Raw genomic sequence first — 26496 nt, forward strand, 5'->3', positions numbered from 1 at the left:
GCATTGATATACTGGAAATACCGTATTCTTATTAACCGCTAATTTATGAAAGACATTATTCTGGCGACCTCAAACAAGGGTAAAATTCAGGAAATTCAAGCTATCCTTGCACCGTTTCACTGCTTAAGCATGGCTGATTTTAATATTGAAAGCCCGGAAGAAACGGGTTTAAGTTTTGTTGAAAATGCCCTGATTAAAGCCAGGCATACCAGCGAAAAATCTGGCAAGCCGGCTTTGGCTGATGATTCAGGTCTGGTAGTACCGGCCTTAAACGGCGCGCCGGGTATCCATTCAGCGCGATTTGCCGGAGAGGAAGCCAGCGATAGCGACAATATTCAACTGCTCCTAGAGAAAATGGAACATTTTGCTGATGCTCAGCGACAGGCTTATTTCTTCTGCGCAATCGCCCTGCTCCGCTCGCCAGACGATCCAGTGCCGCTGCTAGCCTATGGCAAGATAAAAGGCAGAATCATTCATGAACCAAAGGGAACGAAGGGCTTTGGTTATGATCCGGTGTTTTATATTCCAGAATATCACTGTACGGCAGCCGAACTTGCTCCAGAACTTAAAAATACCATAAGCCATCGCGGGCAAGCCTTAGCCCAGCTTCAACACGAACTGAAGGAGTTTCTGTGATCACCACCATTAAACCATTCAATGAACTTTCCACTCAGGACTTATATGACATTCTGGCCTTACGAAATGCTATATTTATAGTGGAGCAGCATTGTCCTTACCAGGATTTGGATTATAAAGATCAACAGGCGCTTCATGTTTGTATTCAGGAAAACCAGACTTTGTTAGCTTATGCCCGCATTTTACCGCATTATGATGCTAATATAGTGAGTTTTGGCAGGATAGTTACCAGTACTGCAGCTCGGGGAAAAGGATTAGGGAAGCAATTGCTAGTCGGTGTCATGAATTATCTACAAGCCCATTTTGCCGGCAAAATAATTCATATTCATGCACAGCTCTATTTAAAACGCTTCTATGAAGCTTTTGGTTTTTCCTGCGAGGGCGAGCCCTTTGATGAGGATGGCATTCCGCATATTTTGATGGTTAAACCGCTATGAACGACGATGAGTTATTTGAAAAAGCTTATAATCTTCATTATGAAGGGCAGCTACCCCAAGCCATTACCCTCTATGAACAGCTGCTCAGCGCAAACCCTCAAAATGATCGTGCCTTGCAATTTTTGGGAATGGCTTATGCACAATTAGGCGATATGGCGAATGCAGTACTCTATATGAAGCAGGCGCTAACACTGACACCAGAAAATCCTATCCTGCTGAATAATCTGGGAAACGCCTACAAAAATATTCACGATCTTGATCAAGCTATTTATCATTATCAACAGGCAATTGCTTATAATAAAAATTATGCACAGGCCCACTGTAATCTCGCCGGTATTTATGCCATGCAGGGACAATACCGGCAAGCGCTTGAACATTATCGCCAGGCGGTTCACGCTGAACCGGATTTTATCCTGGCGCATTTTAATTTGGGTTTACTGTTATTAAAAAACAACCAATTAGGCCCCGCTAAAATCCAATTTAAGAATGTTCTGGCGCTTGAGCCCTCCCATCTTGAAGCCCAGTTTTATCTTGGCGTACTGGAACTGGAGGCGAATCGTCTGGAAGAAGCCGAGCATGCCTTTCAGACTGTGCTGCTGGAAAACGACAGCCATGTACAGGCTCTGACGAACCTGGGTGTAGTCGCTCTTAAAAAGAATAATGGCCAGCTGGCAGTTGACTATTTCAGCCGCGCACTGGCTATTGATAATGAGCACATTGAAGCACGAAATAATCTGGCAGCAACCTTCATGCACCATGATCGGTTTGAAAATGCCCTGATGCATTACGATGTATTGCTGCAGCAATTTCCTGACAACAGCGAATATTTATACAACTCAGGAGTTGCGCAGATGGCCTTGGGCCATTTAAATGAGGCCATTGCTCATTTTGAAAAAATTCTTGAAACGCAGCCTGAGCATTTTGCAGCGCTTAATAATCTGGCGGCCATTTATCTTCGACTTGACGATAAAGAGCAGGCAAAAAAATTATTACATCAGGCCTTGGCTGCGAATCCGGAAGATAAATCAAGTCGGCATATGCTTAACGCTCTGCTGCATCATCAGCAAGCGGAAACTTCCCCAGACTATGCGGCCAATTTATTTAATAATTATGCACTTTATTATGATCAGCATTTAAAGGAGCATTTAAGTTATTCCCTACCTGAGCGTATTCGCAAATTAATCAAGTTTCTCGATATCCAAATTATCGACCGCGCACTGGATTTAGGTTGCGGGACAGGGCTTTCCGGTGCAAGTATTCGTTCTTTCTGCCAAGCGCTTACTGGCGTCGACATTGCCGAAAAAATGCTTGCTCAAGCAAGTGAAAAAGGGATTTATGATCAACTTTTTGAAGATGAAATCATTCATTTTCTTAAAAAAGATGAACAGCGTTACGATTTAATTATTGCAGCCGATGTACTGCCCTATTTTGGTGATTTAAGCGAAGTATTCGCGCTTGTTAGCCAGCATCTCGCAGCTGGCGGATACTTTATTTTCAATACCGAAATCAGTTTCGAGCATGACTGGCAATTGCAAGTGACTGCCCGTTTTAGCCATCACCTTGATTACCTAAAAAAACTGGCAGAGCAATATCATTTTAACTGGGTGAAACAGGACGAATTTGCCGGTAGAAAACAGGATGCTAAGCCCCTGCTCACTCGTTTAGTAGCTTTGCAAAAGCGGGATACAATGAATTGAGACATCTTAGCTTGGGGTTGTTCAACTAAGCTATTGTATTAATAGACTATACTTCGTTTAACTCAGGCAAGGGCAGGATGGTTATGAAAGGTTTTTTTGGACCAGCAAGTTGGGAAACGCGTTTGCGGCAGTTGCATATAGATCCAGACAGGATAAGTGCTCGGGATCTGGAAACCATCAATAATTATTTTCGCAGAAATATTAAAAGCGACCTGCAACCACAGCAAACAATCGCAGCCCTTAAAAATTTATATGAAAATTATGAACGCATAAAAAATAAAACAACCCTGGATGAAATAGTCGATTCTGATTCCTCTCTAACTGCCTTTAGCTATGCCGCAAAAAATGGTATGGATCGATTTCTGATCCAGGCCTGGTCCCACAGCAGCGAGGAAGTCAAAGAGGCTTGCTTGCAGCATCTCAGCAGCTTTAAAAACTCTGCCCTGCATTTAGCTGCGATTTATGGCCATTTGCCTGTTATCCGCCTGCTATTGCAGCTCAAAATGACAGCAATACAAGCAAATGAGGCGGGTAAACTGCCTATTATGCTCTCTTTACAAAGTCATAAGCAAAACAATCGAAAACAATGCTATCAGGAATTATTAGCTGCCAGTGAACCGCAGGTTTATGAACAACAGGATACTTCAGGTGAGAATATTGTTTTTTATCTGATCCGCGCACAAATGGAAAACGAATCACTTGAAGTACTGCAGCGAAATCCATCCGCTCTTGGAACATTCAATAAGACGGGGGAGTCACTTCTCCATGCAGCCTTACTGGCTGGACAAAAAAAGATTTATCAGACTTTGTTAAAAAATAAAGCGCTGCTTGCTCATAAAACTATTAATAATCAGTCGATTCTGCATTATGCTGTTGCTAGCGGGAATGAAGAGGCAGTAAAAGCAGTTCTGGATTGCCAGCCTGATTGGCATGAATTTATAAATGGGCAAGATAAAAAACAGAATACACCGCTTCATATGGCTGCTGCACAAAACCATACTGGAATAATTGAATTACTTCTCGCAAAAGGTGCCCGAACCGATATAAGAAATGAACGTAATAAGCTGGCTGCAGATCTTGCCCCACGAGACAGCCGGGACCTGTTACTAAACAGAACGCCGGGAATGGGAATACATTAAATAATTTACCAGGGATTTTTATGAATTACAGGATGTTGGATTTAAAACGTAAAGCGATGACATTCGTGGCCTTGCTGCTCCTTAGCATGAGTACCTATGCACTGGAACAAATACCCATTTCAAAAAGTATTTACATCAATGATGATCTTTCATTTGAATCGCATAGGGGATCAGGCCCTTTTGATACGGCAATTGCAATGAATATTCAATATGCAACAGTCAAATCAATCCGCGATAAACTCTCTGCCTATTTGCAATACCCATTGCGATTTTTTACAGACTGGAACAAGGATGGCGAAGCCCATATCACGGTAATAACACCTCCGGAATACACTTATATTATTAAAAAATACCTCAGCATTGACCGAATTGAGGAAATTGCTTTGCAAAACTACATACAGAACTCCGATTTGGACGTATTGGGTTTGGGCAGAGGGGTGGCAAAAATTCAGGGAAAAGCAGAAGAGACTTATTTTATAATTATGAAATCAAAAAATTTATTGAATATTCGCCAGAAGGTTTATGAAGAATTCGTAAAAAATGGGGGTGATAAAAATGCCTGGGATCCCGATCATTTTTATCCTCATATTACAATCGGATATTCGCTAAGAGATCTTCATGAAGCAGATGGGGTGATAAAAGATGTTGCGCATTCACTAGACAACCGATTTGAATTATTATTCACCGATTAGAAATCATATGCCTGCCCAGACCTCAAAAATCAATCCATATTCTACACTTAAGACTAAGGGAATGAATCGGAGCAGGTATGCTCACACCAATTGTAACGTCTGGAAAACAGTCAGGAATAAATACCCTCAATACCCTCATTCGAGACTTTGATAAAAAGAAACTCGACAGCCAGGGACAGGCCATGCTTTTAGCGCAGATTCATAGTCTCTCAGAACAGCTTTTTGAAGAGCTGCAAACACAGCACGATCCAAACTTTGTTGATAAGGATGTTGATAACTTCTTAAACTGGTATTCCAGTAATGCAGTAATACAGGAGTTTTCCCAATTTAATGCATCTGTTTTACCGGGAGCTTCGGGTGAAAAAAGCATTTTGGAACTGGCACAACAAGCTTCATCCTTACCTACTGTAAAACAATGGACAAAGCAGACCACTCCGCGAAACTTTCTATCAAAGCGTAATGCCCTTTATGAGACAATCAATCCTTTACTTGAGACAGTCCATCAGCAGCGAGCAGATTATCAGGGCAGCCCGGAAAAGAAAAGCAGATATTACAATGCCCTCGATAACTTGAAAAATCAGATTTTTGTCCAATTGAACCACCATTCGGACATCAATAATAAGCCTCTTGCACAGCAACGTCTGCGTACCCTTTTAAATTCCGTACTTTTTGAGATGAACCAACTTTTTGAAGGGCTGGAGGAGAAAAAAAACGAGCATGAGCAACAAAAAAAAGTGGCGGCGGCGCTATTGGGATTCAGTGCTGCTACAGAAAAAGCGCTGCTTGAGTTGTCAAACCACTTGAGCAAAAACCAGACGGATATTATACCTGGATTTGAGATAAGGCGGCTTGGTGCGCAGGGAGGGGGCAATAATCAAAACTGGGCAGCAACCGATCTTGAAACCGGGAAAACCTATCTCATTCGCCTTGCTGATGGCCATGACTTCAAACCTAAAACGATTAATAATTTACGCAGTGATCCAGAGATTAACACGTTCCTAACCCAAGAGTATTTGCATGCTGTTTCGCCAATTTCCCCAACAGGAAATAATTATGTAATCAGTGTCTCTGAATTCTGCCCGAATGGCGATCTTTCACATTATCAGCAGCAACAGGCAAACGAAATGGCTGAGCCAGAGCATTTGGCTGACTGCGCCTTGAAAAAAACAATGGCTGTCGCGGAGTTTATCGCATTATTAGCTAAAAAAGGTTATGGGCATCCCGATATTAAAGCCGAAAACTTCCTGTTAAATGACTCTCTTCAGCTGGCTGTTTCCGACATCAAATTTATTCGCCCATTAAGAAGCGATGGTACATTAGAAAAATATGAAGAAGCCAACACCACTTACTCTTTTGCTGCGCCAGAATATCTGAGAGATTTCTCTCTCAAGGTTCAGATTAACATGGACAAATTTTCCAGCTATCAGCTGGGAGTGATGCTGTATGATTTATTAACCGCTCAAAATAGTGAAGACAAATTGGAATGGTCAAAGAAATTACAGTTGGCAGCCTGTGATCCGGAAATCAAAAATACGGCTGAGGCCCTGGATTTTTCTGCAGACATTTTCAACACCCCCAAAGGGCAAATGGCGAAAGAGTTAATCCAGGCTGCCTTGCAGTCCGACCTGCAGTTAAGACCAGGAATTGATGAATTTATCGCGAGGTTAAATTATATTGCTCCAGGTATTGCTGAAACGGCTGATGCCTGGCCTGAAGCCACGATGGGAACATCTGCACAAACTTGCAGGAATATGAAAAATAATTTACTTCATATGAAGAACCAGGGAGATGCCCCTGATGTTTCGTATGAACAGGGGTTTAAAAACATGTAGATTTTATATTTCTAAGGTGAAAGCGTATGATCATACGCTTTCTCGCCGTGCTCTATAATATCGACGCCCTGAATTTCCTCTTCTGGCGTTGACCGGATGTTGATTAATCGTTTCAGAACAAAAAGAATTAACACCGTTCCAATAATTGAAATGGCAATTGCTACGGCAACCGCAATTAACTGATAAACAATCAGCATGCTATTTCCTGCCAACAAGCCGTCTTTTCCAGAGGGATTCATGGTCACAGTAGCAAATACACCCGTTAATACTGAGCCGATTACTCCCGAAATACCATGGCAAACAAAAACATCAGCCGCATCATCAACCGTATCAAAGCGATTCAGAAAGCCCAGACAAAATTGGGCAATAATGGCGGTAATACTGCCAATGATAATAGCACCCATGGGCGTTACGAACCCTGAGGCAGGTGTTATTGCCACTAAGCCAATGACCGCAGCGGCCGAAGCGCCTACAGCCGAAGGTCGATTTCCACGGACCCATAACAATAAAGTCCAGGTAGTCACTGCAGAACTGGCAGCCAACATGGTGGTAATTGCTGCGCAAATGGCCAAATCATTAGCCGCTATAGCCGATCCTGCATTAAATCCAAACCATCCGAACCATAGCAGCGAAGCGCCAAGAACAACAAAGGGAATATTATGAGGCCGATTTTTCTGCTGCGAAAAACCAATTCGGGGCCCAAGCATGATTGCCGCAACCAGGGCAGAAAATCCTGCGCTGATATGTACGACGATCCCTCCGGCAAAGTCAATGGCACCAATTCTTGCCAGCCACCCATTACTCCCCCAAACCCAATGCGCGAGAGGAATATAAACAATAATGGTCCAGAATATTACAAATAAAACATAGCTGCTGAATTTCATCCTGCCGACCAATGCGCCGGAAATGATAGCCGGTGAGACAACCGCAAACATCATCTGAAATAGCATGAACAGTGGAGCCGGGATAGGTAAGTTATTATTGCCGGGCGAGAATAAGCGTGATAAGCCAAGATAATCAAGATTTCCAATCCATTCATTACTTCCGCTATAAACCAGTGAATAACCGAAAATGGCCCAGATAAGTGGAATAACAGCCAAGCAGATAAAGCTCATTTTAATTGTGTTTAAGGTGTTCCGTACCGGGCTTAAACCGGAATAGAAAAAGGCAAGGCCTGGTGTCATTAGCATGACCAGAGCACAGGATGTCAGCATCCAGGCGATATTTCCATGGTCCATAAAATATCCTTATTCATGTCAATACAATCTATGCAGAAAAAGTTGCCGCAGCTTCGCTACAGCCCCGCTAAAATCTGGATCCTGCGGACACGCCGCAGGAAGTAGGCTGACTTGCAGGGCGCAGGCTGGGCTTGCAGAGCGCAGGCTGACTTGCAGGGCGTAAATTGCTTTAAGCACTAAAACGGCAATTCCAATGCCGGATTAATCTGATTAATCTGAATACGAAACAGGCTTTTAATTTTCTCCAGCGCATTTTCGTCTTCTGCTTCAAATCGGGCGATTAAACAGGGGGTCGTATTAGACGCCCTTAATAAACCCCAGCCATCAGAAAACTCTACCCTTAATCCGTCAATCCCAATCACACGCGCCTTGGGAAATTCCGCTTTTTTTTCAAACTCCTGCATAAAGAGAAATTTATCTTTTTCTTCCATCGGAATTTTAATTTCCGGCGTATTCACGCTTATCGGAATTTCCATAAACTGCTGACTGACGCTATCCGTATTTTGGCTCAGCAGTTCCAGCAGGCGGCAGGCACTGTAGAGTGCGTCATCAAAACCAAACCAGCGATCTTTAAAGAAAAGATGCCCGCTCATTTCTCCAGCTAGAATAGCGCCTTTCTCTTCCATAACTGATTTGACAATCGAATGTCCAGTGGGACACATTTGCGCTACCCCCTCTTCCTGCTCAATAATGCGTGTCAGGAAGGCAGAGCATTTTACATCAAACACAATAGTGGCATTTTTTGTTTTTTTCAATAAATCCCGGGCATAGAACATCATTAAACGATCAGGCCAGAGAATTTCGCCCGATTCGGCAATCACGCCTAAGCGATCAGCATCGCCGTCAAATGCAAGGCCAATATCGGCCTGATGCTTTTTAACCGTAGCCCTCAACTCCAGTAAATTTTCTTCGACAGTCGGATCAGGATGATGATTTGGGAAATGACCATCTACATCACAGTGCAAAGGAATCACTTCGCAGCCCAAACGTTCCAGAACCTTGGGTACAAGCGGTCCGGCAATGCCATTACCGCAATCAACAACCACTTTGAAGGGTCGCATTACATGGACGTTTGATACAATCAAATCAGCATAGGAATCGAGAATATCGAGAAAAGAACTATTTCCCCTGCCTTCAACAAACTGCCCGGACTGAATGATCTGATACAGTTCGAAAATTTCAGATTTGGTCAGGGTCTTGCCCGCCAGAACTATTTTTATACCATTATATTCTGCCGGATTATGGCTGGCAGTAACGATAAGACCAGAATCAGCCTGCGGTAAATGCGTGGCATAATATAAGACGGGACTGGATACAGCCCCCAGCTCAATGACATCAATCCCACTGTCCAAAAGGCCACATTTTAAGGCCTCTGCCAAGCGTTCACTGGTTAAACGCCCGTCACGGGCAAGAAAAATACTCGTACGGTTCAGTTGCTTCATGCGTACGCTAAGTGCTCGGCCTATGGTATAAAACGCGTCCTCGTTGAACTCTTCATTAATTACACCACGGATATCGTAGGCGCGAAAAACCAGCGGACTAATTTCTTTTTCAACATAGGGCATCAGCCTCTCCCTGAACTGCCAAAACCACCTTCACCGCGCGGTGTTTCAATAAATGAATCGACCAATTTGAACTGGGCCTGGACAACGGGTAAAAAAACCAGTTGAGCAATCCGCTCCCCAGGATTCACTGTAAAATGTTCCTGATTACGATTCCAGCAGGAAATTTTTAATTCGCCCTGATAATCTGAATCAATAAGCCCTACCAGATTACCCAGTACGATTCCATGCTTGTGCCCCAAACCGGAGCGTGGCAGAATCACTGCCGCCAGCTTTGGGTCTGCGATGTAAATTGACAAGCCAGTGGGCAATAAAACTGTTTCCCCAGCTGCAATCTGCATGGGCTCATCAATACAAACCCTTAAATCCAGGCCCGCAGAGCCTTCAGTAGCATAAGAGGGCAAGGGAATTGTTTGCCCCAGGCGGGGATCCAGTATTTTGAGTTGAATGGCATGTTCCATAGGTTAATCTCCAGAAATGTCGGATGATGCGACATTTTGAAGAGTTGACGCCAGGATTGCAACAATATCGGCCGCTAATCGCTGTTTATTGCTCAAAGGCAGATGGATTTCCTTGTCTTTCGAGAGAACCACCACCTCATTTTCAAGGCTATCAAAGCCTAAGCCATTCCCCACCTGATTAGCGACGATCAGATCCAGTTTTTTATTCTTCAGCTTTTGTTTGGCGTTTTCCAGCAAATTATCCGTTTCAGCTGCAAAGCCCATTACCAGACCGGCTTTTCCAGTTTGCGCAACGCTGCTTAGGATATCAGGATTCAGCTTCAGTTCAATCACCGGCCTTTCCTGCTGAAGCTTCTTGATTTTCTGTGCCACGACGGTTACTGGTGAATAATCAGCTACTGCAGCACATCCAATAAATAAGGTACCTGGTTCCAGATGTTGCATGACCTTGTCAAACATCTCTTTTGCAGAAGTAACGCGGTGGCATTCAATGTGAGCGGGCAAAGGCAAGGCAGTAGGGCCACTGACTAAAACAACTTCAGCCCCCGCCATCCTGGCAGCCTCAGCCAGCGCATAGCCCATTCGCCCGGAGCTTTCATTACTGATATACCGGACAGGATCCAGCGCTTCGCGGGTGGGGCCGGCAGTGATTAAAACGCGCTGGCCTGACAGGCAGTTACGGACTTTCAGCATACGAAGGCTGCTGATGATTGTCTCGGGTTCCGCGACCCTTCCCGGGCCGTACTCACCACAAGCCTGCTCCCCTTCCTCAGGCCCTACAAACACAACACCGCGTTGAGCCAGCAATTGACAGTTCTCTCGGGTAGCCGGATGCTTCCACATGCTATGGTTCATTGCCGGACAAACCAGCACAGGTACGAGGGCAACCAGATAAAGTGTGGAAAGTAGATCATCTGATAATCCCTGGGCCATCTTAGCAATAAAATTTGCAGTTGCCGGCGCAATGATTAAATAATCAGCCCAACGTGCCAATTCAATATGTCCCATGGAACGTTCAGCCTGCGGATCGAATAAATCCATCCGCACTTCCCTGCCGCTTAAGGCTTGAAATGTCATTGGGGAAATAAAGGCTTTGGCCGCCTCGGTCATTACGACCTGCACTTCTGCTCCAAGGCGAACCAATTCGCGAACTAAATAGGCAGACTTATACGCAGCAATCCCGCCGCAAACGCCTAATACTATTTTTTTACCTTCAAAATCTTGCATGCTGAAACAGTTTTGATAAGAATAATCCCCGATCAAAACACAAACCTCGCAATAAAGGAATAAGAATGACAGATTTGTTTAGCGCCCAAACATTGGATCTGCGCGAAAAACTGGCAACTATTGGCGCAGAAAAACTTTCCGACACGGAACTGCTGGCTATTTTTATCAGCTCGGGGAATGGCAAGCGATCCTGTTTACAATTAGCCCAGGACCTGCTTAGGATGTTTGGCGATCTGCGGGCTATTATTAATGCCGATAAACACAGCTTCCAGCGTATTCCCGGTCTTGGACTGGTTAAATATTCACAACTACAGGCTGCGCGCGAGATTTGTTTGCGCAGTGAATTCATTACACTGAAAAAAGAACTGCAACTGAATAATACGCAACAGACTTACCGTTATATAAAGCGCCAGTTGCGCGATAGAAAAAACGAAATTTTTGCTGCTTTATTTCTCGATAGCCAGCATCGGGTTATCGCGTATGAGGAATTATTCCAGGGAACTATTAATGCCGCAACAATTCATCCGCGGCCGCTGGTGGATCGCGCCCTTAAGCTGAATGCGGCAGCTATTATTCTTGCTCATAACCATCCATCCGGATTATGCGAGGCCAGTCAGCAAGATTATCGCGTCACTGAACGGTTAAGCCAAGCTCTGAGTCTAATTGATGTCCAGTTGCTCGACCATATTGTGATTGGAGATAATGAGGTATTCTCCATACTGGAACAAAGAAAACGCATCTGCCACTGAAGGAATTTTCCGCCAACTGTAAAAGTTTGGCTCATTTTGCTATAATTTAAGCAAGTATACACTTTAATTACAGCTATGGATAATTTATCACGTGAAGGAATATTAGAGCTTTCGGAAAGTAATCCGGTTGGACTTATTTATTCACCAACCGAATTACACCAGTATCTGGTTGAGTTGGTTGCCAATCATAAAACAGATTATCTGCACAAAGGAGCGGATATGGCTTCATTCGCAACCCTGGACGATGCAATGCGGGAAGCCAAGAAGTATGGTGCCAAATGTTTTTTCCTGTGCCTTGACAATACGCATGACGAATGTGGTTCGGAATGCCTGCAAAACTATTTTAACTACCTGCCGGTTTATCCTCATTAGCCTTGATTATTTCGGGAAGAGTTTGTAGAGTTCTGTTCTGGTCGATTGCTATATTATTTCAACAGGAAGCAACAGATGCGTATCTACTTCTTTTTATTGTTATCTTCTTTGTCTTTCCTGGTCAAAGCGGACACTATTGATCACTACATGAGCATCTCTAATAATATTCCGCAAATGGAAATGAAAGCCGATGCCCAATCGCAAGCCTGGGCGCGATCAGCACGTAATGTACTTATTATTACTGCCGAAAGCATTGCCGAAACGCTGACCCAAGCCAATGATTTGGCTAAAAGCCAGGGGCGGCAGTTATTCTGTTTGCCTGAAGGCAAAAAGCTGGATGCCATGACTATGAATAATATTATCGTGCAAACCTATGGCGGTATTTCAAGTCAGGAAAGCGATAAAAATAAGATGACCGTGTCCCAGGTCGCCTGGCTTGGGGTGATGAAAGCGTTTCCTTGTCAGGGCACGCCTCAAACTGGCAGCGCTGTCCCATCTTCGGGTAAAACGGCAAGGATGGAACATATGAGTACTGTTTTGGGAATGCCTTCCTAAGCTGGCATGGCGTGGTTCGCTGGGCTTGACAGCCCAGCATTGCCTCAGGCACTGAACTCTTCAAACGCTTCCAATGCTTCTGCCGCATACATTAAGGAGGGTCCGCCGCCCATATAGACCGCCATTGCCAGAGTCTCCATTAACTCCTCACGTGTCGCCTGTAATTTCACCAGTGTTTGTGAATGGAAACCAATACAGCCTGGGCAATGATTGGCAACGGCTAGTGCCATAGCAATCAGCTCTTTGGTTTTTTTGTCTAATGCACCGTCTTTTGTTGCAGCTTGCGCTAAAGAGGAAAACCCGGCCATTACTTCAGGCATTTCCTTTCGCATTTTAGCAAGTTGAGTGCTGATTCCCTTTGTCACTTCATTGAATTTTGACACAAGACTCTCCTTATTTTTATTATCTCCTGATTTATACCATGGGCAACCACCGGGAACAATCCACTTAACAAGACGGTGAGAAAGAAGGTGTTTTTGAATTTAACTGACTGTATCCCTGCTTGTAAGCTAGCGAGTAGTTTGTGTTCAAAAAATTTACATGAGAGTTTAATAAGTCCCCCAATCTGCCATTTGAAGCAAACAATGCATGACGAACCACTTTTTCATTGGCTTTTTGCGCGGATACCAGAAGCTTGGTCATTGCCACTGCCCGCGTATTGTCGGTGAATTCTTGTTTATTCAGCCTTGTCAAACGACCCAATAAAGTTTCGGCTATTTCTAATTTTTCATTCATTAGCTTGGAGTGGAACATATATCTGGGGCTAAAAAATCGGAGCCTGTCAATACTGTAATCGCTCAAACTTTCTTTCATACCATTTACATAGATTCTTAAAGCCTCCTCCAATTCCTGTGCAGCGGTCAATAATTTGGATTTAGCCTCCCCTGTCTCTTTAACGCGATGAGGATTTAAAAGAAAGGAGTTTAACTCCTGCATATCCGATGGCGTTTGCATACGCGCAGCTAATCGATGCGATAAAGTAAAAAACTTTTTCAACTCGGGATTTGTGTACGCTTTAGGCGGCTCCGTTGACTTCAATTTTTCTTTTAAGCCCTTAAAATCATTTTCTGCTGCCCGCTCATGGATATCAGCAAGAATACGGGCTGCAACCGGTCGTTCATCCTCAGGTAAACTCTTTTTTAATTCCATCATCCGTAAAATAATACAGCGATGCACCTCTCTGCTCAAAAATGGTTCGTTCGCTTCAGGATGGCTCAATTTTGTTAACCAGGAGCTGGTCAGGCGGTTTTCACTTAATAAACTATTGAGCACAATCTCCCAGTTCGCACTGCTTTGCTGTGTTGTACAGCTTTCATAAGCTGACATTAACGGCAGTAATCGCTGAGGCTCTTCCTTAATCAGCGGATGTGACAGCAGTGCGACAAAATCCTCGAGAATGAATCGATTAAAGAATGAGAGGCGCTGGCGGAAACTGGCAGCAAGCTTAATGCCCTTTTGCAAAGCGCTTGCTTCTTTCATCAGCTGCCTTTTAAGTGAGCTGTTATGACTAAAGGATTTAGACTGTATTGCTGCCAGCTTGGTTTTAAAGCTTTTATCAAGCAGAACAAGTGCCGCCGAAAGTCTGGCTCTTGGAATCTCGGATTTTGCCAATTCCGGCGAAGTCTTTTTAGTGCGAAGGCCCTTCTGGGATAAAGCGGTTACTAAGCGGTCGACATTGCAATCTTCCCAGCTGATCCCGGATGTAAGTTCCTTCTCTTTGATTTCGTCCGCATGTGCATCCGTATGATGAATGAGAATAGCTTGCTCAGGATTATGAGGCATGGCCATAGCCTCCATCACACTAACTCCGCCACCTCGCTGGATAATGATATTGCTTCTGGTTAACAAGGGCGTTAACGTAGTATCCGTCTGATTGCTAGAAACCCGGACAATGCGATTTGGGAGTTGTGGATATCGAGATTCTATTTCCTGAATTTCCTTTTCAAAAAGATGCCCACCCAGAACAAAAATTTTCTGATAGCCGTTTTTTAGAAGTGTCTCAATGTACTTAACCGTATCATTACTTGCCTGGCTTCCAAGCAGAATGGTAGCTATCTGCTCGTCGGCGGTGATGCGGTAATCCTGTTTTTCATTATCGGAATCAAGCAGATAGAACTTGCAGGATTTATGAAAGAATTTGCTGTAATCAAGATCCGGATCGGTAAATCCGGGACGGACCATTGGATTATCTTTCGGTGGAATATCATAAATGCCGCCAAAATCTTCCCCTTTTGGGAAAAAAGTACGAATTACATCCTCCGACATCCCTAAGCCGTACAGATGCATCTGTTGTTGCTGTTTTTTACTTAAACGAGACAGGGGATTAAAAAAATGAACAGCCCCATGAGTAGGCAAATCGGTAAAATATTGATGGATTACAAGAGGGGTGAACGCAGGATGTTGAACTCTACTCCATTGATTATATTCTATAACAGCATCGCAAAGAGCCGGCAATCCCATTGCCTGGGTACTGATAATTTCAGTATAGGGCTTTCCTTCCTGCGCGGCCTTTTTGAAATCATCCAGCAAACGTTGTTTGACTAAACTGTAATTATTATCATCATTGTTTTTTTGTAATGCAATCAGCTTTTTGAGCTCGCCAACTGCATCCTGTCGCTGCAATATGTTCCAGATCCCCGCACTTTCGTATCCTGCATCATAATAATCGAGCAGCATATCGCGGTAGCAGCGCTTGCTAAGCTTTAACTTTTTCTCATTTGCATTGAGCTTGCTTGTTTCTACAATTAGGCTTTCGCGAGAAGGGATAATAGGCAAAGGCGTCAATGCGCTAACCTTTTTAACCAGAGGGGAAATCCGATACTCCCACAACCAGCCCTGGCCTTTGAGAATTAAATCACGCGAAGGACTGCTGCCTTTTTCCTCCAGTAATACCGGCTCATGTAAAGGGAGGTCAATTTCATCTCTATGGTATTTATTATTTAAATAATCATAAATCCCCTTTATTGCCGAAATGTGCCCGCCGCCGCCACTGCAACCCATTAGAAATGGGCGTCGGACACCTTTACATTCAAGGCCGTTATAACTAGCCTCTTTAATGCGCATGCAATACTCCTGTTATCTTGAACAAGGGATTCTATGGACAAAAGTTGGTAACGTGTGTTCTCAGTCTAAACGCAAAGTATTATCTTAGTATTAACTGATTAACATTTTTTAATTTATTTGTAAATGAACAAATTGAACGTACGCGACATAACTTGACTAATCAACAGACAGCATGATCATAACTCTATAAGTTTAATAGGAAATTCATGGCCAGCACATTACTTTGGAAATTAGAATTATTAACTCGTCTTATATACTGATTTAAATGACCTATTTCCGTGGTTAATGTAGATGTCATTTTATAGTTAAGCCCCAAAAAGAAACGATTCTGATCAAAACCATGGTTATTTAAGCCGTTGAAATTATTCAAATGCCAAAAAATTTCTTCTGTGCTGGCCAGGTTAAGTTTTGCAGTTTGAACCAGAGGCACTACAATCTTGAAATATTGACGGTATCGATAGGCCGTATTTTCACTGGTCTCCAGGTAGCGCTCTTCCAGACGGGAACGTACTGTAAAACCGAGCTCCTGGATTTTTTTTGTCCAAAGAACCTGCTGCCAGATCCGATTTTCCTGAAATGGGTTGCTGGTTAGCGGCTCTTCTGTATAAACCCAGGCATAGCCAAGCCATAGCGTGGTATTTTCAGTTGCCGCATAACCCAGACCAGTCCTAAGAAGTGTTTGGGAGGCACGGCTGCTGTTATCCCCTGCCCGCTCCTGCCCCTCAAGCCAATATTTAAAGGGTTCTAATTTACCCTGTCCAAGTGAGCCCATACCAAGCAGCGTAGACCATGTTTGAAAGTCTTTGAATGTACCTGCTGCCCAGGCAGCCTTGGCACTCACAGAGATGAAAAGGAAACTTCCCAGGAGTATTCTCAAAAACATATGCATATGAATCACTTAAAAATTTCTTGAAGAAAATTTTTCATTGACTGCATTGCACGGCTGGCAACGCCTGGATTATATATCAGCCCTAAATCAGGGTCATGGGCATTCGGGTTAGTAAATGCATGCTTGGTCAGACCGTACTGATGTACCTGCCAATCGACTTTGGCTTCAGTCATTTCCTCGCAGAATTCATTGAGCTGCTGAGGCGGCACCATGGGATCATCATAGCCATGCAAAGCCAGAACTTTCGCCTGGATGGGCTGGTTAGGGATATGCCTGGGCTTGTCCAGCAAGCCATGAAAGCTGACCACGCCAGCTAGCTCAGCACCGCTGCGCGCCAAATCCAGCACGCATAAACCGCCGAAACAAAAACCAATCGCTGCAACCCTTGTGCTGTCAACCTCTGACATTCCAATCACCGCATCAAAACCGGCGCGAATACGATCACGCAGCAAACGGCGATCGCCAGCTAAAGGCTGCATTAACGCCATTTTTTCATCGGTGGTATAGCCGATGCGTCCATGCCCATACATATCCAGAGCAAATCCCACATAGCCCATTTCTTTAGCAAGGAGTTCCGCCTTATTGCAAGCGAACTCATTCCTCCCGCTCCAGTCATGGACGACAATCACTGCGGGCCTCGGCTGATCGCTTGAATCATCATAAGCAAGAAAACCATGTAACTCCTGTTCACCATGATGATAAAGATAATTTGAAGTGTGCATGAAATTTTCCTTTTTGACGCATTAGGTATTGCTAAAGTCTAAATTGAGACTGCCCAAAAGTCCAATAAGATCACAGATAATCCCATGAATTTGAAAGAAAAAAAAGCGGGCAGTTTTTTTAATTACCAGAGCAACTTCTTTGCCAGTCCACATGTTTATTGATTAACGGCTCACTCCCCATCAATTTGGCTACCAGTTGGACTAGATGCTAAACTATTAATATGATTCGATAATAATTTTAACTTAAACCTCTTTATCTGAATGAATTAACCCTGGCGAACTAATCAGCGTCGCTGGGAAATGTTAATTACAGGAAAGCCATCATGATAGTGAATACATTGACAGAAGTGAAAGATTTCTTACAGGCACAGTTCTGCTATCATTTTTTTATTACCCCTTTACCCTTTCCGCTTGAGAAAGAATATCGGGATTTTGCTGAACGAGCCTGTGAATTTGTTGCATCCAGACGCACTGAATTAATCCAGCGCAATAAGCCGAGACATCATGTGATCCATCGCTTTGAGCAACCCGGCAACCCACAGGCGAAAAAAGTCCTGATTACCCATGGCTGGATGTCCAGGGCAGCTTATATGGTCAAATTGATTCGCGCACTGCATCAGGAGGGTTATGACGTTTACGCACTAGACTTCCCGGCACACGGGGAGGCTCGCGGATGGCAGTTAACCTGGCTGGATGCGGTGACTATCATTAATTCGACTCTTAATGAACTGGGTCCTTTCTATGCCGTATTGGGGCATTCTTTTGGCGGATCCATGTTATTAAACACCCTGAATCTGGCTCATCAATTGCCTGAATGGGAACTTCAGCATATGCCTGATAAAGCAGTTATGATCGCCTCACCAACCCAGATGAGAACGCCAGTGAGTAAGCTGGCGCGGCGAATGGGGTTAAATGGCTCGGCATTTTTGCAATTAAGAAATGTGATTCGGCAAAACTCGAAAACCAATATCGCCCATTTGAATTTTCGCAAGATGATTAACACCTGTGAAATTCCTATTTTATGCATCCATGGCAATGAGGATGATTCAGTGAGCCCTAATGAATCCATTGTCTTTTGCCGCCGCTACCCCCATGCAAGCCTTAGCTTGCTGCCGGGTGTAGACCATGTTGGTGTTCTCATTGATTCGCGTGTAGAAACCCGCATCATTCAATATCTGGATATTGGTTAATCAAGCGTCTGCCGATAGCGTTTAAATCCAATGAGCAGAACAATCAGGGTAAAAATAATGATGGGGATTGTTTCCCGCCACACATCCAGGAAACCATTGCCTTTCAATAATATGCCTCGCACAATAATCAGATAATGTGTCAATGGCAGTGCGCTGCCTATCCATTGTGCCCAAATCGGCATACCGCGAAAGGGAAACATGAATCCTGATAACAGGATTGAAGGTAAAAAGAAGAACATGGCACTTTGTACTGCCTGTAACTGGTTCGTCGCTACTGTGGAAAACGTCAATCCCATCGCCAGGTTAGCAGCAATAAACGGGAGGCTTAGGAATAAGAGCAGCAAGATGCTTCCCTCCATCGGCACATGAAACATGAAGCGCGCCATAATTAAAATCAGCAAGGCCTGAATATAGCCCACTATAATGTAAGGCAGTAACTTGCCCACCATAACTTCTAAAGGCTTCAAAGGAGTGGCAAGCAGATTCTCCATCGTACCCCGTTCATACTCACGGGTAATCACTAAGGCGGTAACAATGACCATAGTCATGGTTAGAACCACGCCTAAAAGCCCAGGTACAATATTATAAGCAGTAATGGCTAAAGGATTGTAGATCGCATGAACAATTGGTTCATAGGGAGGCCCTTGATCGGCCAATGACTCTAGCGGTCCTTTCAGTTCTTCTGTTAACACCAAGGAAGCCATCTGCGTAAATACGTCTACCGCCCGGCTTGTTGCTGCAGGATCCGTAGCATCGGCCTCGAGAAGAACCCCTGGCTTTAATCCTTTGACCAGTTGCTCGGAAAAATCCGTGGGGAAATTGACCACAAACTGTACTTCACCCCGTTTTATTAATCGTTTTGCCTCTTCTTCGGAACTGGAGGGACTGATGAACTGAAAATAAGTCGAGTTTTCCATACCCACCAAAATTCTTCGGGTAAATTCGGATGGTTGCGGGTTAACTATAGCGGTAGGCAAATGACGTGGATTGGTGTTAATGGCATAACCAAACAGGATTAATTGCATGAGCGGAATGGCCAATATCATTCCAAACGTCGCTTTATCCCTCCTCATTTCAATAAACTCTTTCACCATAATGCCCAGCAAACGCGAGAACCCTTTGTAATTCAATTCGAGCCTCCTTGAGATTTTTTTACCAGACTTATAAATGCATCTTCAAGCGTTGACTCAATACCTTGCCACTTCACAGCATGGGTTTCTGCCAGTCGTTGCAATTCGGCTTCGATCTGCGAAGCATCATAACCGCTGACATGAATTTGATTACCAAACAAAGCGGCCTGCATAACGCCCTTCATTTTCTTTGCCTCCTGCAGCAGGCTGGTGGTTACCTCACCAGTGATTTTCCAGGTCAGCAATTGGGTGGATGCAATAACTTCTCTGACGGTACCGGTGATAAGCAGATCGCCATATGCCAGATAAGCCAGCCGGGTGCAACGTTCTGCTTCGTCCATATAATGAGTGGAGACCAAGGTAGTGATACCTTGCTGGCTAAGGGAATGAATTTTATCCCAGAATTCGCGGCGGGCTAATGGATCAACACCTGCAGTGGGCTCATCGAGGAGCAGCAGTTCAGGTTCATGTAATAAACAGGCCGCTAAGGCCACACGCTGCTTCCAGCCGCCTGACAGTTCACCGGTTAATTGCTTTCGACGATCGGCCAGGCCCAAATCCTCCAGTGCTTTTTCAACCCGCTCTTTCCGGTTATCCATACTGTAAACGCGGGCAACGAAATTTAAATTTTCTTCAACACTGAGATCCGTATAAAAGCTGAATTTTTGAGTCATATATCCCACATGCTCTTTAATTTTGGAGGACTCTCGAAGGATATCATAACCCAGGCAAGTGCCGCTGCCTGAGTCAGGGGTTAATAAACCGCAAAGCATCCGAATTGTCGTAGTCTTACCGCTTCCATTGGGGCCAAGAAAACCGAATACCTCTCCTTTTCTAACATACATGTCAACCCCTTTGACGACCAGCTTGCCATCAAAGCTTTTACGTAAGTCATGCACATCAATAATTGCTTCAAGCGTCATGGTATAAATACTGTAACAGGTTGGCCAAGTTTATACTCATTAAATTGACTTAAATCGGCCTTGATCCGAAAAACAAGTTTATCGGTATTTTCACGACTATAAACTAAGGGCGGTACATACTGTGCCTCCGGCGATATATAGCTGATCAATGCCTGAGACCGGGTAGTACAGCCTTGACAGAGAAACTCTATTTTCTGTCCAATTTTCAGATTGGACAGCACTTCGACTGGAACAAAGAATTCAATGCGTACATTGGCGGGCGTTAACAGCGATAGTACCGCTTTCTGGGTTCCAACGAACTCACCCTTTCGATAATAAGTATCAAATATCAAGCCATCTGCCGGAGCGTACAGGCGTTTTTGCTCCAATTGCCATTGCGCCACGGCTAAACGTTCAGTGAATGAAGCAATCTGGGCTTTTTGCGCATTGATCTGCTCTTCCCGGCTTCCTAACCTCGCCAGGCGCAGATTTGATTCATATTGTTCTTTAAGTTTTACCTGTTCCTGATAGACAGCGACAGCTTCATCCAGGGTATCTTTTGAGGCAGCGTTACGACGGTATAATTCCTCATACCGTCTCACGCGCACTTGGGCGAGTTTAATTTGCGCTTCTGTCTGGTCAATTTGTGCCTGGATGGCTGCAATTTCAGGCTTTCTGCGTGGATTTTCCAAATCTTTTAATACATTTTTGGCTTGCAGCAGATCCGCTTCAAATTGTTTAATCTGCAGAGACTCCGGATTTTTATCCAGCTGGAAAAGTAATTGCCCTTTTTTGACTAACTGGCCGCGGGCTACCGCCAGATTCTCCAATATTCCGGAATAAGGAGAGGCCAGATAGATATTCTCGCCTTCGACGTAACCTTGTATCTGACGCTCATGCGAATGATTACAGCCCGCTAAAAAGCTGCCCGCAATCAGAATTATTGAGAAAAGATTTCGCATAATGGTTCAATCAGAAAATGGTAGCCTTATAGTGACGCGAATTTGTTATTTGGGCAATTCTATTTATACTAAATACTAATTTAACTTTTTGTAAGAAGACACATTTATGAACTTCGATTTAATCGTTATCGGTGGCGGCAGCGGGGGGATAGCCAGTGCAGTAAGAGCTGCAAAATATGGAGCGAGGGTTGCGGTCATCGAACAGGAACATCTGGGCGGCACCTGCGTCAATCTGGGTTGCGTCCCCAAGAAGGTTATGTTCAATGCCTCTACCGTAGCGGAAATGATGCATAAAGCAACCGACTATGGTTTTGCAGCTTGTACACCTCAGCTAAATTGGTCAGCTCTGGTTGAAAGGCGAAATGCCTATATTTCACGGCTGCGCGAAAATTATGCCGCTCGTTTTAAGCAATTCAATATCACTCAGCTTAAAGGACATGGACGATTTATCGCCGCAGACCGGGTGGAGGTCGATGGCCAGACTTATCAGGCACCCCATATTATTATCGCCACCGGCGGCCAGCCTGCTATGCCAACAGAGCTTGAGGGAATTGAGCTCGCTGTAAGCTCCGATGGTTTTTTTGCCTTGGAATCCCAACCCAGAAAAGCAGCGGTTATAGGCAGTGGTTATATTGGTGTGGAGCTTGCAGGGGTATTTAATGCATTGGGAACAGAAACGCATCTCTTTCTGCGCGGCCAAACACCGCTTAGCCGATTTGATTCCATGCTTGGGCATACCCTATTGGATATTATGCTTGAAGATGGCTTGCAGGTTCACAGCAATCATCGCGCACAGAAAATAACACAGCAGGCAGATGGAAGGCGAAGTATCCACTGCCAAAGCGGTTCAATCATCGGCGATTTTGATGTAGTCATTGCAGCGGTCGGCCGCTCACCACGAACTCAGCAACTGAATTTAGAGCAAATTGGCGTCAAAATGGATCACCGAGGACTAATTAAAGTCGATAAATATCAGCAAACCACTGTGAGGGGTATTTATGCGATCGGCGATGTAATTGACGCTCCCGCTTTGACACCAGTTGCAATTGCCGCGGGCAGACGATTAAGCGATCGTCTATTTGGAGGACAAGCCGAAGCTTTTCTTGATTATAGCAATATTTGTTCTGTCGTTTTTAGCCACCCACCGATTGGCAGCGTTGGAATGAGCGAAGAAGAGGCGGTAGCAACCTATGGAAAAGATCAAATCAGGATTTATCAGACACGCTTTAATCCAATGTTTGATGCATTCAGTGAAAAGAAAAAACCTACGGTAATGAAATTGGTCACTTTGGGTAAAGAGGAAAAGATCATTGGACTGCACCTGATTGGTTATTATGCAGATGAAATATTGCAGGGTTTTGGTGTTGCCATAAAAATGGGTGCCTGTAAAAAGGATTTTGATAATACTGTTGCGATTCATCCTACCAGTGCAGAAGAACTGGTCACCATGGTTTAAGGGGAAGCTGATGAATCTGAGACCATTTAATAATGTGTATCCCTCCCTGGGTGAGAAAGTCTATGTTGATCCCCAGGCGGCAGTGATTGGTAATGTGTGCATTGGCAAGGATAGTTCTGTCTGGCCCATGGCAGTCATTCGTGGCGATGTAAATGCTATTGAAATAGGACATTCCTGCAGCATTCAGGATGGTGCAGTACTTCATGTCACCCATGATGGACCCTACTCTCCCGGGGGCAGAAAATTAATCCTGGGGAATGGAATCACTGTAGGCCACCAAGCCGTTTTACACGCTTGCCAGATCGAGGATTACTGTTTAATTGGTATGGGCGCTTTATTATTGGATGCAGTTCATGTGGAACACCATGTAATGATTGCTGCCGGCAGCGTTGTCAGCCCTGGAAAACGTTTGTTATCAGGGCATTTATATCTTGGAAATCCCGCACGCCAGCTAAGACCACTGAGCCAACAAGAAATAGAGCAGCTTGAATATTCGGCTGGGCACTATGTGCGGCTTAAAGATAAATATTTAGGCGGATAGTCGGAGGATCTGTGGATACTGCGGACAAGCCGCAGTACTTAGGTGCGTGGGATGAACCGCAGTAGGTAGGTGTGTGTGCAGAGCTCACTGCTGTGTAGGTTGGGCCAAGGCCCAACATTAAGCACTGGTGTGGCTCAAGACATTTGCGGGAACTTGGCCAACCTTCAATAATGGCTTAATCCGGTGGGATATGCTTTATTTCAGGCAAAAAAAAAGCGACCCGAAGGCCGCTTTGCAATAAAACCCTGGCGATGACCTACTTTCACATGGAGAAACTCCACACTATCATCGGCGCAGGTCTGTTTCACTTCTGAGTTCGAGATGGAGTCAGGTGGTTCCAGACCGCTATGGTCGCCAGGAAAACGGGTTGACCGTTGGGCACAGCTTCGTTTCATTGAAGCCGGCTTCGGCCGGTAAAGAGTCGAAATACAATCGAGAATTCAATCTCTACACACTACATGCTTTTGTTGTCCATATAACCCAAGACAACTCAGGTTATATGGTCAAGACAATCAGCCAATTAGTACGAGTTAGCTTCACGCATTACTGCGCTTCCACACCTCGCCTATCAACGTCGTAGTCTTCAACGGGCTTCATGGGAAAACTCATCTCGAGGGAGGCTTCCCGCTTAGATGCTTTCAGCGGTTATCCCGTCCGAACTTAGCTACCCGGCAATGCGACTGGCGTCACAACCGGTACACCAGAGGTTCGTCCACTCCGGTCCTCTCGTACTAGGAGCAGCTCCTCTCAATTTTCCTACGCCCACGGCAGATAGGGACCGAACTGTCTCACGACGTTCTAAACCCAGCTCGCGTACCACTTTAAATGGCGAACAGCCATACCCTTGGGACCTGCTTCAGCCCCAGGATGTGATGAGCCGACATCGAGGTGCCAAACACCGCCGTCGATATGAACTCTTGGGCGGTATCAGCCTGTTATCCCCGGAGTACCTTTTATCCGTTGAGCGATGGCCCTTCCATACAGAACCACCGGATCACTAAGACCAACTTTCGTTCCTGCTCGACACGTCCGTCTCGCAGTCAAGCACCCTTTTGCCTTTACACTCTTGGTACGATGTCCGACCGTACCGAGGGTACCTTTGTGCTCCTCCGTTACTCTTTGGGAGGAGACCGCCCCAGTCAAACTACCCACCATACACTGTCCTCGTCCAGGATGACTGGACCAAGTTAGAACCTCAATAATAACAGGGTGGTATTTCAAGGTCGGCTCCATGCGAACTGGCGTCCGCACTTCTTAGCCTCCCACCTATCCTACACAGTTATCATCAAAGTCCAGTGCAAAGCTGTAGTAAAGGTTCACGGGGTCTTTCCGTCTAGCCGCGGGTACACGGCATCTTCACCGCGATTTCAATTTCACTGAGGCTCGGGTGGAGACAGTGTGGCCATCGTTACGCCATTCGTGCAGGTCGGAACTTACCCGACAAGGAATTTCGCTACCTTAGGACCGTTATAGTTACGGCCGCCGTTTACCGGGGCTTCGATCAAGAGCTTCTCCGAAGATAACCCCATCAATTAACCTTCCGGCACCGGGCAGGCGTCACACCCTATACGTCTTCTTACGAATTGGCAGAGTGCTGTGTTTTTAATAAACAGTCGCAGCCACCTGGTCTCTGCGGCCCTCAGTTGCTTACAGTGTAAAACTTTCACAACCAAGGGCGTACCTTCTCCCGAAGTTACGGTACCATTTTGCCTAGTTCCTTCACCCGAGTTCTCTCAAGCGCCTTAGTATTCTCTACCTGTCCACCTGTGTCGGTTTTCGGTACGGTTCTCTATAAGTTATGGCTAGCAGCTTTTCCTGGAAGCTTGGCATCAATGACTTCTCTGCACCCCGTAGGGTCAGAACCACCTCGTCCCTCAGCGTTAATGAAAAACCGGATTTGCCAGGTCTTTCCGCCTAAAAACAGGTACCAGGACAACCAACGCCCGGCTCACCTAGCCTTCTTCGTCCCCACATCACCACTTATAGAAAGTCCAGGAATATTAACCTGGTTCCCATCGACTACGCTTTTCAGCCTCGCCTTAGGGGCCGACTCACCCTGCTCCGATTAACGTCGTGCAGGAAACCTTGGACTTCCGGCGAGAGGGTTTTTCACCCTCTTTATCGTTACTCATGTCAGCATTCGCACTTCTGATACCTCCAGCCCACTTCTCAATGAACCTTCATCAGCTTACAGAACGCTCCCCTACCACGCATGCCGCTTGGGCACACATCCGCAGCTTCGGTAAATAGTTTTAGCCCCGTTACATCTTCCGCGCAGGCCGACTCGACCAGTGAGCTATTACGCTTTCTTTAAAGGGTGGCTGCTTCTAAGCCAACCTCCTGGCTGTCTATGCCTTCCCACATCGTTTCCCACTTAACTATTATTTTGGGACCTTAGCTGGCGGTCTGGGTTGTTTCCCTCTTCACGACGGACGTTAGCACCCGCCGTGTGTCTCCTGTGATTCAATTAGCCGGTATTCGGAGTTTGCATCGGGTTGGTAAGCCATGACAGCCCCCTAGCCGAAACAGTGCTCTACCCCCAGCAATCACTTCACAAGGCGCTACCTAAATAGCTTTCGGGGAGAACCAGCTATCTCCGGGCTTGATTAGCCTTTCACTCCTAGCCACACCTCATCCGATAATTTTTCAACATTACCCGGTTCGGACCTCCACTTGGTGTTACCCAACCTTCATCCTGGGCATGGCTAGATCGCCCGGTTTCGGGTCTACTCTCAGCGACTCGCGCCCTATTAAGACTCGATTTCTCTACGGCTTCCCTATGCGGTTAACCTCGCCACTAAAAGTAACTCGCTGACCCATTATACAAAAGGTACGCAGTCACCCAACCTAAGTCAGGCTCCCACTGCTTGTACGCAAACGGTTTCAGGTCTATTTCACTCCCCTCTCCGGGGTTCTTTTCACCTTTCCCTCACGGTACTGGTTCACTATCGGTCAGTAAGGAGTATTTAGCCTTGGATGATGGTCCACCCATCTTCAACCAGGATTTCACGTGTCCCGGCCTACTTATTCGTGTGCTTAGTTCC

The 26496-nt window shown here is 45.2% G+C and carries 23 protein-coding genes and 2 rRNA genes (1 of these 25 cut by a window edge); 12 read left to right on the plus strand and 13 right to left on the minus strand.

All coding sequences use genetic code 11. The features are described 5' to 3' along the window. The first annotated feature begins 45 nt into the window (after positions 1 to 45). From rdgB to DYH42_RS13490, 6 genes are all read left to right on the plus strand, one after another. Entirely contained in the window at positions 46 to 636 is a 591-nt protein-coding gene (gene rdgB / locus DYH42_RS13465; RefSeq protein WP_058525068.1) for an RdgB/HAM1 family non-canonical purine NTP pyrophosphatase, read from the plus strand. Next, positions 633 to 1073 (plus strand): GNAT family N-acetyltransferase, encoded by a 441-nt coding sequence (locus DYH42_RS13470; RefSeq protein ID WP_058525069.1) that lies wholly within the window; start codon positions 633 to 635, stop codon positions 1071 to 1073. The genes rdgB and DYH42_RS13470 overlap by 4 nt, the downstream gene beginning before the upstream one ends. Beyond that, positions 1070 to 2770 carry a tetratricopeptide repeat protein gene (locus DYH42_RS13475; protein WP_058525070.1) on the plus strand — a complete coding sequence of 567 codons (1701 nt, stop codon included), beginning with the start codon at positions 1070 to 1072 and terminating at the stop codon, positions 2768 to 2770. The genes DYH42_RS13470 and DYH42_RS13475 overlap by 4 nt, the downstream gene beginning before the upstream one ends. Before the next feature lie 83 nt (positions 2771 to 2853). Further along, a complete protein-coding gene (locus DYH42_RS13480) occupies positions 2854 to 3909 on the plus strand; it encodes an ankyrin repeat domain-containing protein (protein ID WP_058525071.1) in 1056 nt (351 codons plus the stop codon). Positions 3910 to 3929: 20 nt separating this feature from the next. Continuing rightward, positions 3930 to 4601, plus strand: a complete 672-nt coding sequence (locus DYH42_RS13485) for a hypothetical protein (protein ID WP_058525072.1) — start codon at positions 3930 to 3932, stop codon at positions 4599 to 4601. A gap of 77 nt (positions 4602 to 4678) precedes the next feature. Continuing rightward, positions 4679 to 6433, plus strand: coding sequence for a protein kinase domain-containing protein (locus DYH42_RS13490; RefSeq protein ID WP_058525073.1), 1755 nt, complete (start codon positions 4679 to 4681; stop codon positions 6431 to 6433). Between the two features lie 11 nt (positions 6434 to 6444). Here the strand turns inward: DYH42_RS13490 and DYH42_RS13495 are convergent, their stop codons facing one another. From DYH42_RS13495 to coaBC, 4 genes are all read right to left on the minus strand, one after another. Beyond that, on the minus strand, positions 6445 to 7671 hold the full coding sequence (locus DYH42_RS13495) for an ammonium transporter (RefSeq protein WP_058525074.1): 1227 nt from the start codon (positions 7669 to 7671) through the stop codon (positions 6445 to 6447). Positions 7672 to 7847: 176 nt separating this feature from the next. Further along, positions 7848 to 9236, minus strand: coding sequence for a phosphomannomutase/phosphoglucomutase (locus tag DYH42_RS13500; RefSeq protein WP_058525075.1), 1389 nt, complete (start codon positions 9234 to 9236; stop codon positions 7848 to 7850). Beyond that, positions 9236 to 9694 (minus strand): dUTP diphosphatase, encoded by a 459-nt coding sequence (gene dut / locus DYH42_RS13505; RefSeq protein WP_058525076.1) that lies wholly within the window; start codon positions 9692 to 9694, stop codon positions 9236 to 9238. Before dut ends, DYH42_RS13500 begins: the two co-directional genes overlap by 1 nt. Positions 9695 to 9697: 3 nt before the next feature. Next, positions 9698 to 10921, minus strand: a complete 1224-nt coding sequence (gene coaBC / locus DYH42_RS13510) for a bifunctional phosphopantothenoylcysteine decarboxylase/phosphopantothenate--cysteine ligase CoaBC (protein ID WP_058525187.1) — start codon at positions 10919 to 10921, stop codon at positions 9698 to 9700. Positions 10922 to 10986: 65 nt separating this feature from the next. Here coaBC and radC point away from each other — a divergent pair, with 65 nt between their 5' ends. From radC to DYH42_RS13525, 3 genes are all read left to right on the plus strand, one after another. Beyond that, on the plus strand, positions 10987 to 11670 hold the full coding sequence (gene radC / locus DYH42_RS13515) for a RadC family protein (protein WP_058525077.1): 684 nt from the start codon (positions 10987 to 10989) through the stop codon (positions 11668 to 11670). A gap of 75 nt (positions 11671 to 11745) precedes the next feature. Then, positions 11746 to 12042, plus strand: coding sequence for a hypothetical protein (locus DYH42_RS13520; protein WP_058525078.1), 297 nt, complete (start codon positions 11746 to 11748; stop codon positions 12040 to 12042). 75 nt (positions 12043 to 12117) lie between these two features. Continuing rightward, the gene (locus DYH42_RS13525) at positions 12118 to 12597 is read left to right on the plus strand and encodes a hypothetical protein (RefSeq protein ID WP_058525079.1); all 480 of its coding nucleotides are present in this window, start codon (positions 12118 to 12120) and stop codon (positions 12595 to 12597) included. A gap of 44 nt (positions 12598 to 12641) precedes the next feature. On the opposite strand, the gene DYH42_RS13530 is transcribed toward DYH42_RS13525, so the two are convergent. The 4 genes from DYH42_RS13530 to DYH42_RS13545 all read right to left on the minus strand — a co-directional run bounded on the left by DYH42_RS13530 (position 12642) and on the right by DYH42_RS13545 (position 17271). Continuing rightward, positions 12642 to 12929, minus strand: coding sequence for a carboxymuconolactone decarboxylase family protein (locus tag DYH42_RS13530; RefSeq protein ID WP_058525188.1), 288 nt, complete (start codon positions 12927 to 12929; stop codon positions 12642 to 12644). Between the two features lie 115 nt (positions 12930 to 13044). After that, entirely contained in the window at positions 13045 to 15660 is a 2616-nt protein-coding gene (locus DYH42_RS13535; RefSeq protein WP_058525080.1) for a hypothetical protein, read from the minus strand. Positions 15661 to 15844: 184 nt separating this feature from the next. Next, positions 15845 to 16549 (minus strand): DUF2490 domain-containing protein, encoded by a 705-nt coding sequence (locus DYH42_RS13540; RefSeq protein WP_115317087.1) that lies wholly within the window; start codon positions 16547 to 16549, stop codon positions 15845 to 15847. Between the two features lie 5 nt (positions 16550 to 16554). Next, complete coding sequence (locus DYH42_RS13545) at positions 16555 to 17271, minus strand: dienelactone hydrolase family protein (RefSeq protein ID WP_058525082.1); 717 nt, start codon at positions 17269 to 17271, stop codon at positions 16555 to 16557. 323 nt (positions 17272 to 17594) lie between these two features. Between DYH42_RS13545 and DYH42_RS13550 the strand changes: the two genes are divergently transcribed. Continuing rightward, complete coding sequence (locus DYH42_RS13550; RefSeq protein WP_058525083.1) at positions 17595 to 18461, plus strand: alpha/beta hydrolase; 867 nt, start codon at positions 17595 to 17597, stop codon at positions 18459 to 18461. Here the strand turns inward: DYH42_RS13550 and DYH42_RS13555 are convergent. Genes DYH42_RS13555 through DYH42_RS13565 form a run of 3 tightly spaced genes read right to left on the minus strand, consistent with a single transcriptional unit; the run spans position 18458 to position 21455 of the window. Next, the gene (locus tag DYH42_RS13555; protein ID WP_237759071.1) at positions 18458 to 19591 is read right to left on the minus strand and encodes an ABC transporter permease; all 1134 of its coding nucleotides are present in this window, start codon (positions 19589 to 19591) and stop codon (positions 18458 to 18460) included. The two genes, DYH42_RS13550 and DYH42_RS13555, sit on opposite strands and share 4 nt — an antisense overlap. Further along, complete coding sequence (locus tag DYH42_RS13560) at positions 19588 to 20514, minus strand: ABC transporter ATP-binding protein (protein WP_058525084.1); 927 nt, start codon at positions 20512 to 20514, stop codon at positions 19588 to 19590. The genes DYH42_RS13555 and DYH42_RS13560 overlap by 4 nt, the downstream gene beginning before the upstream one ends. Further along, positions 20511 to 21455: an HlyD family secretion protein gene (locus DYH42_RS13565; protein WP_058525085.1), complete on the minus strand. Its 945-nt coding sequence runs from the start codon at positions 21453 to 21455 to the stop codon at positions 20511 to 20513. The genes DYH42_RS13560 and DYH42_RS13565 overlap by 4 nt, the downstream gene beginning before the upstream one ends. 106 nt (positions 21456 to 21561) lie before the next feature. Between DYH42_RS13565 and gorA the strand changes: the two genes are divergently transcribed. Together gorA and DYH42_RS13575 are read left to right on the plus strand one after the other, a co-directional pair. After that, positions 21562 to 22911, plus strand: coding sequence for a glutathione-disulfide reductase (gorA, locus tag DYH42_RS13570; protein ID WP_058525086.1), 1350 nt, complete (start codon positions 21562 to 21564; stop codon positions 22909 to 22911). A gap of 10 nt (positions 22912 to 22921) precedes the next feature. Then, positions 22922 to 23452, plus strand: a complete 531-nt coding sequence (locus DYH42_RS13575; protein ID WP_058525087.1) for a gamma carbonic anhydrase family protein — start codon at positions 22922 to 22924, stop codon at positions 23450 to 23452. A 243-nt stretch (positions 23453 to 23695) separates the two neighbouring features. On the opposite strand, the gene rrf is transcribed toward DYH42_RS13575, so the two are convergent. After that, a 5S ribosomal RNA gene (gene rrf / locus DYH42_RS13580) occupies positions 23696 to 23811 on the minus strand. Positions 23812 to 23951: 140 nt separating this feature from the next. Further along, positions 23952 to 26496, minus strand: a 23S ribosomal RNA gene (locus tag DYH42_RS13585); it runs 351 nt beyond the window's last position.

The sequence above is a fragment of the Legionella birminghamensis genome (assembly GCF_900452515.1).
Lineage (GTDB): Bacteria > Pseudomonadota > Gammaproteobacteria > Legionellales > Legionellaceae > Legionella_C > Legionella_C birminghamensis.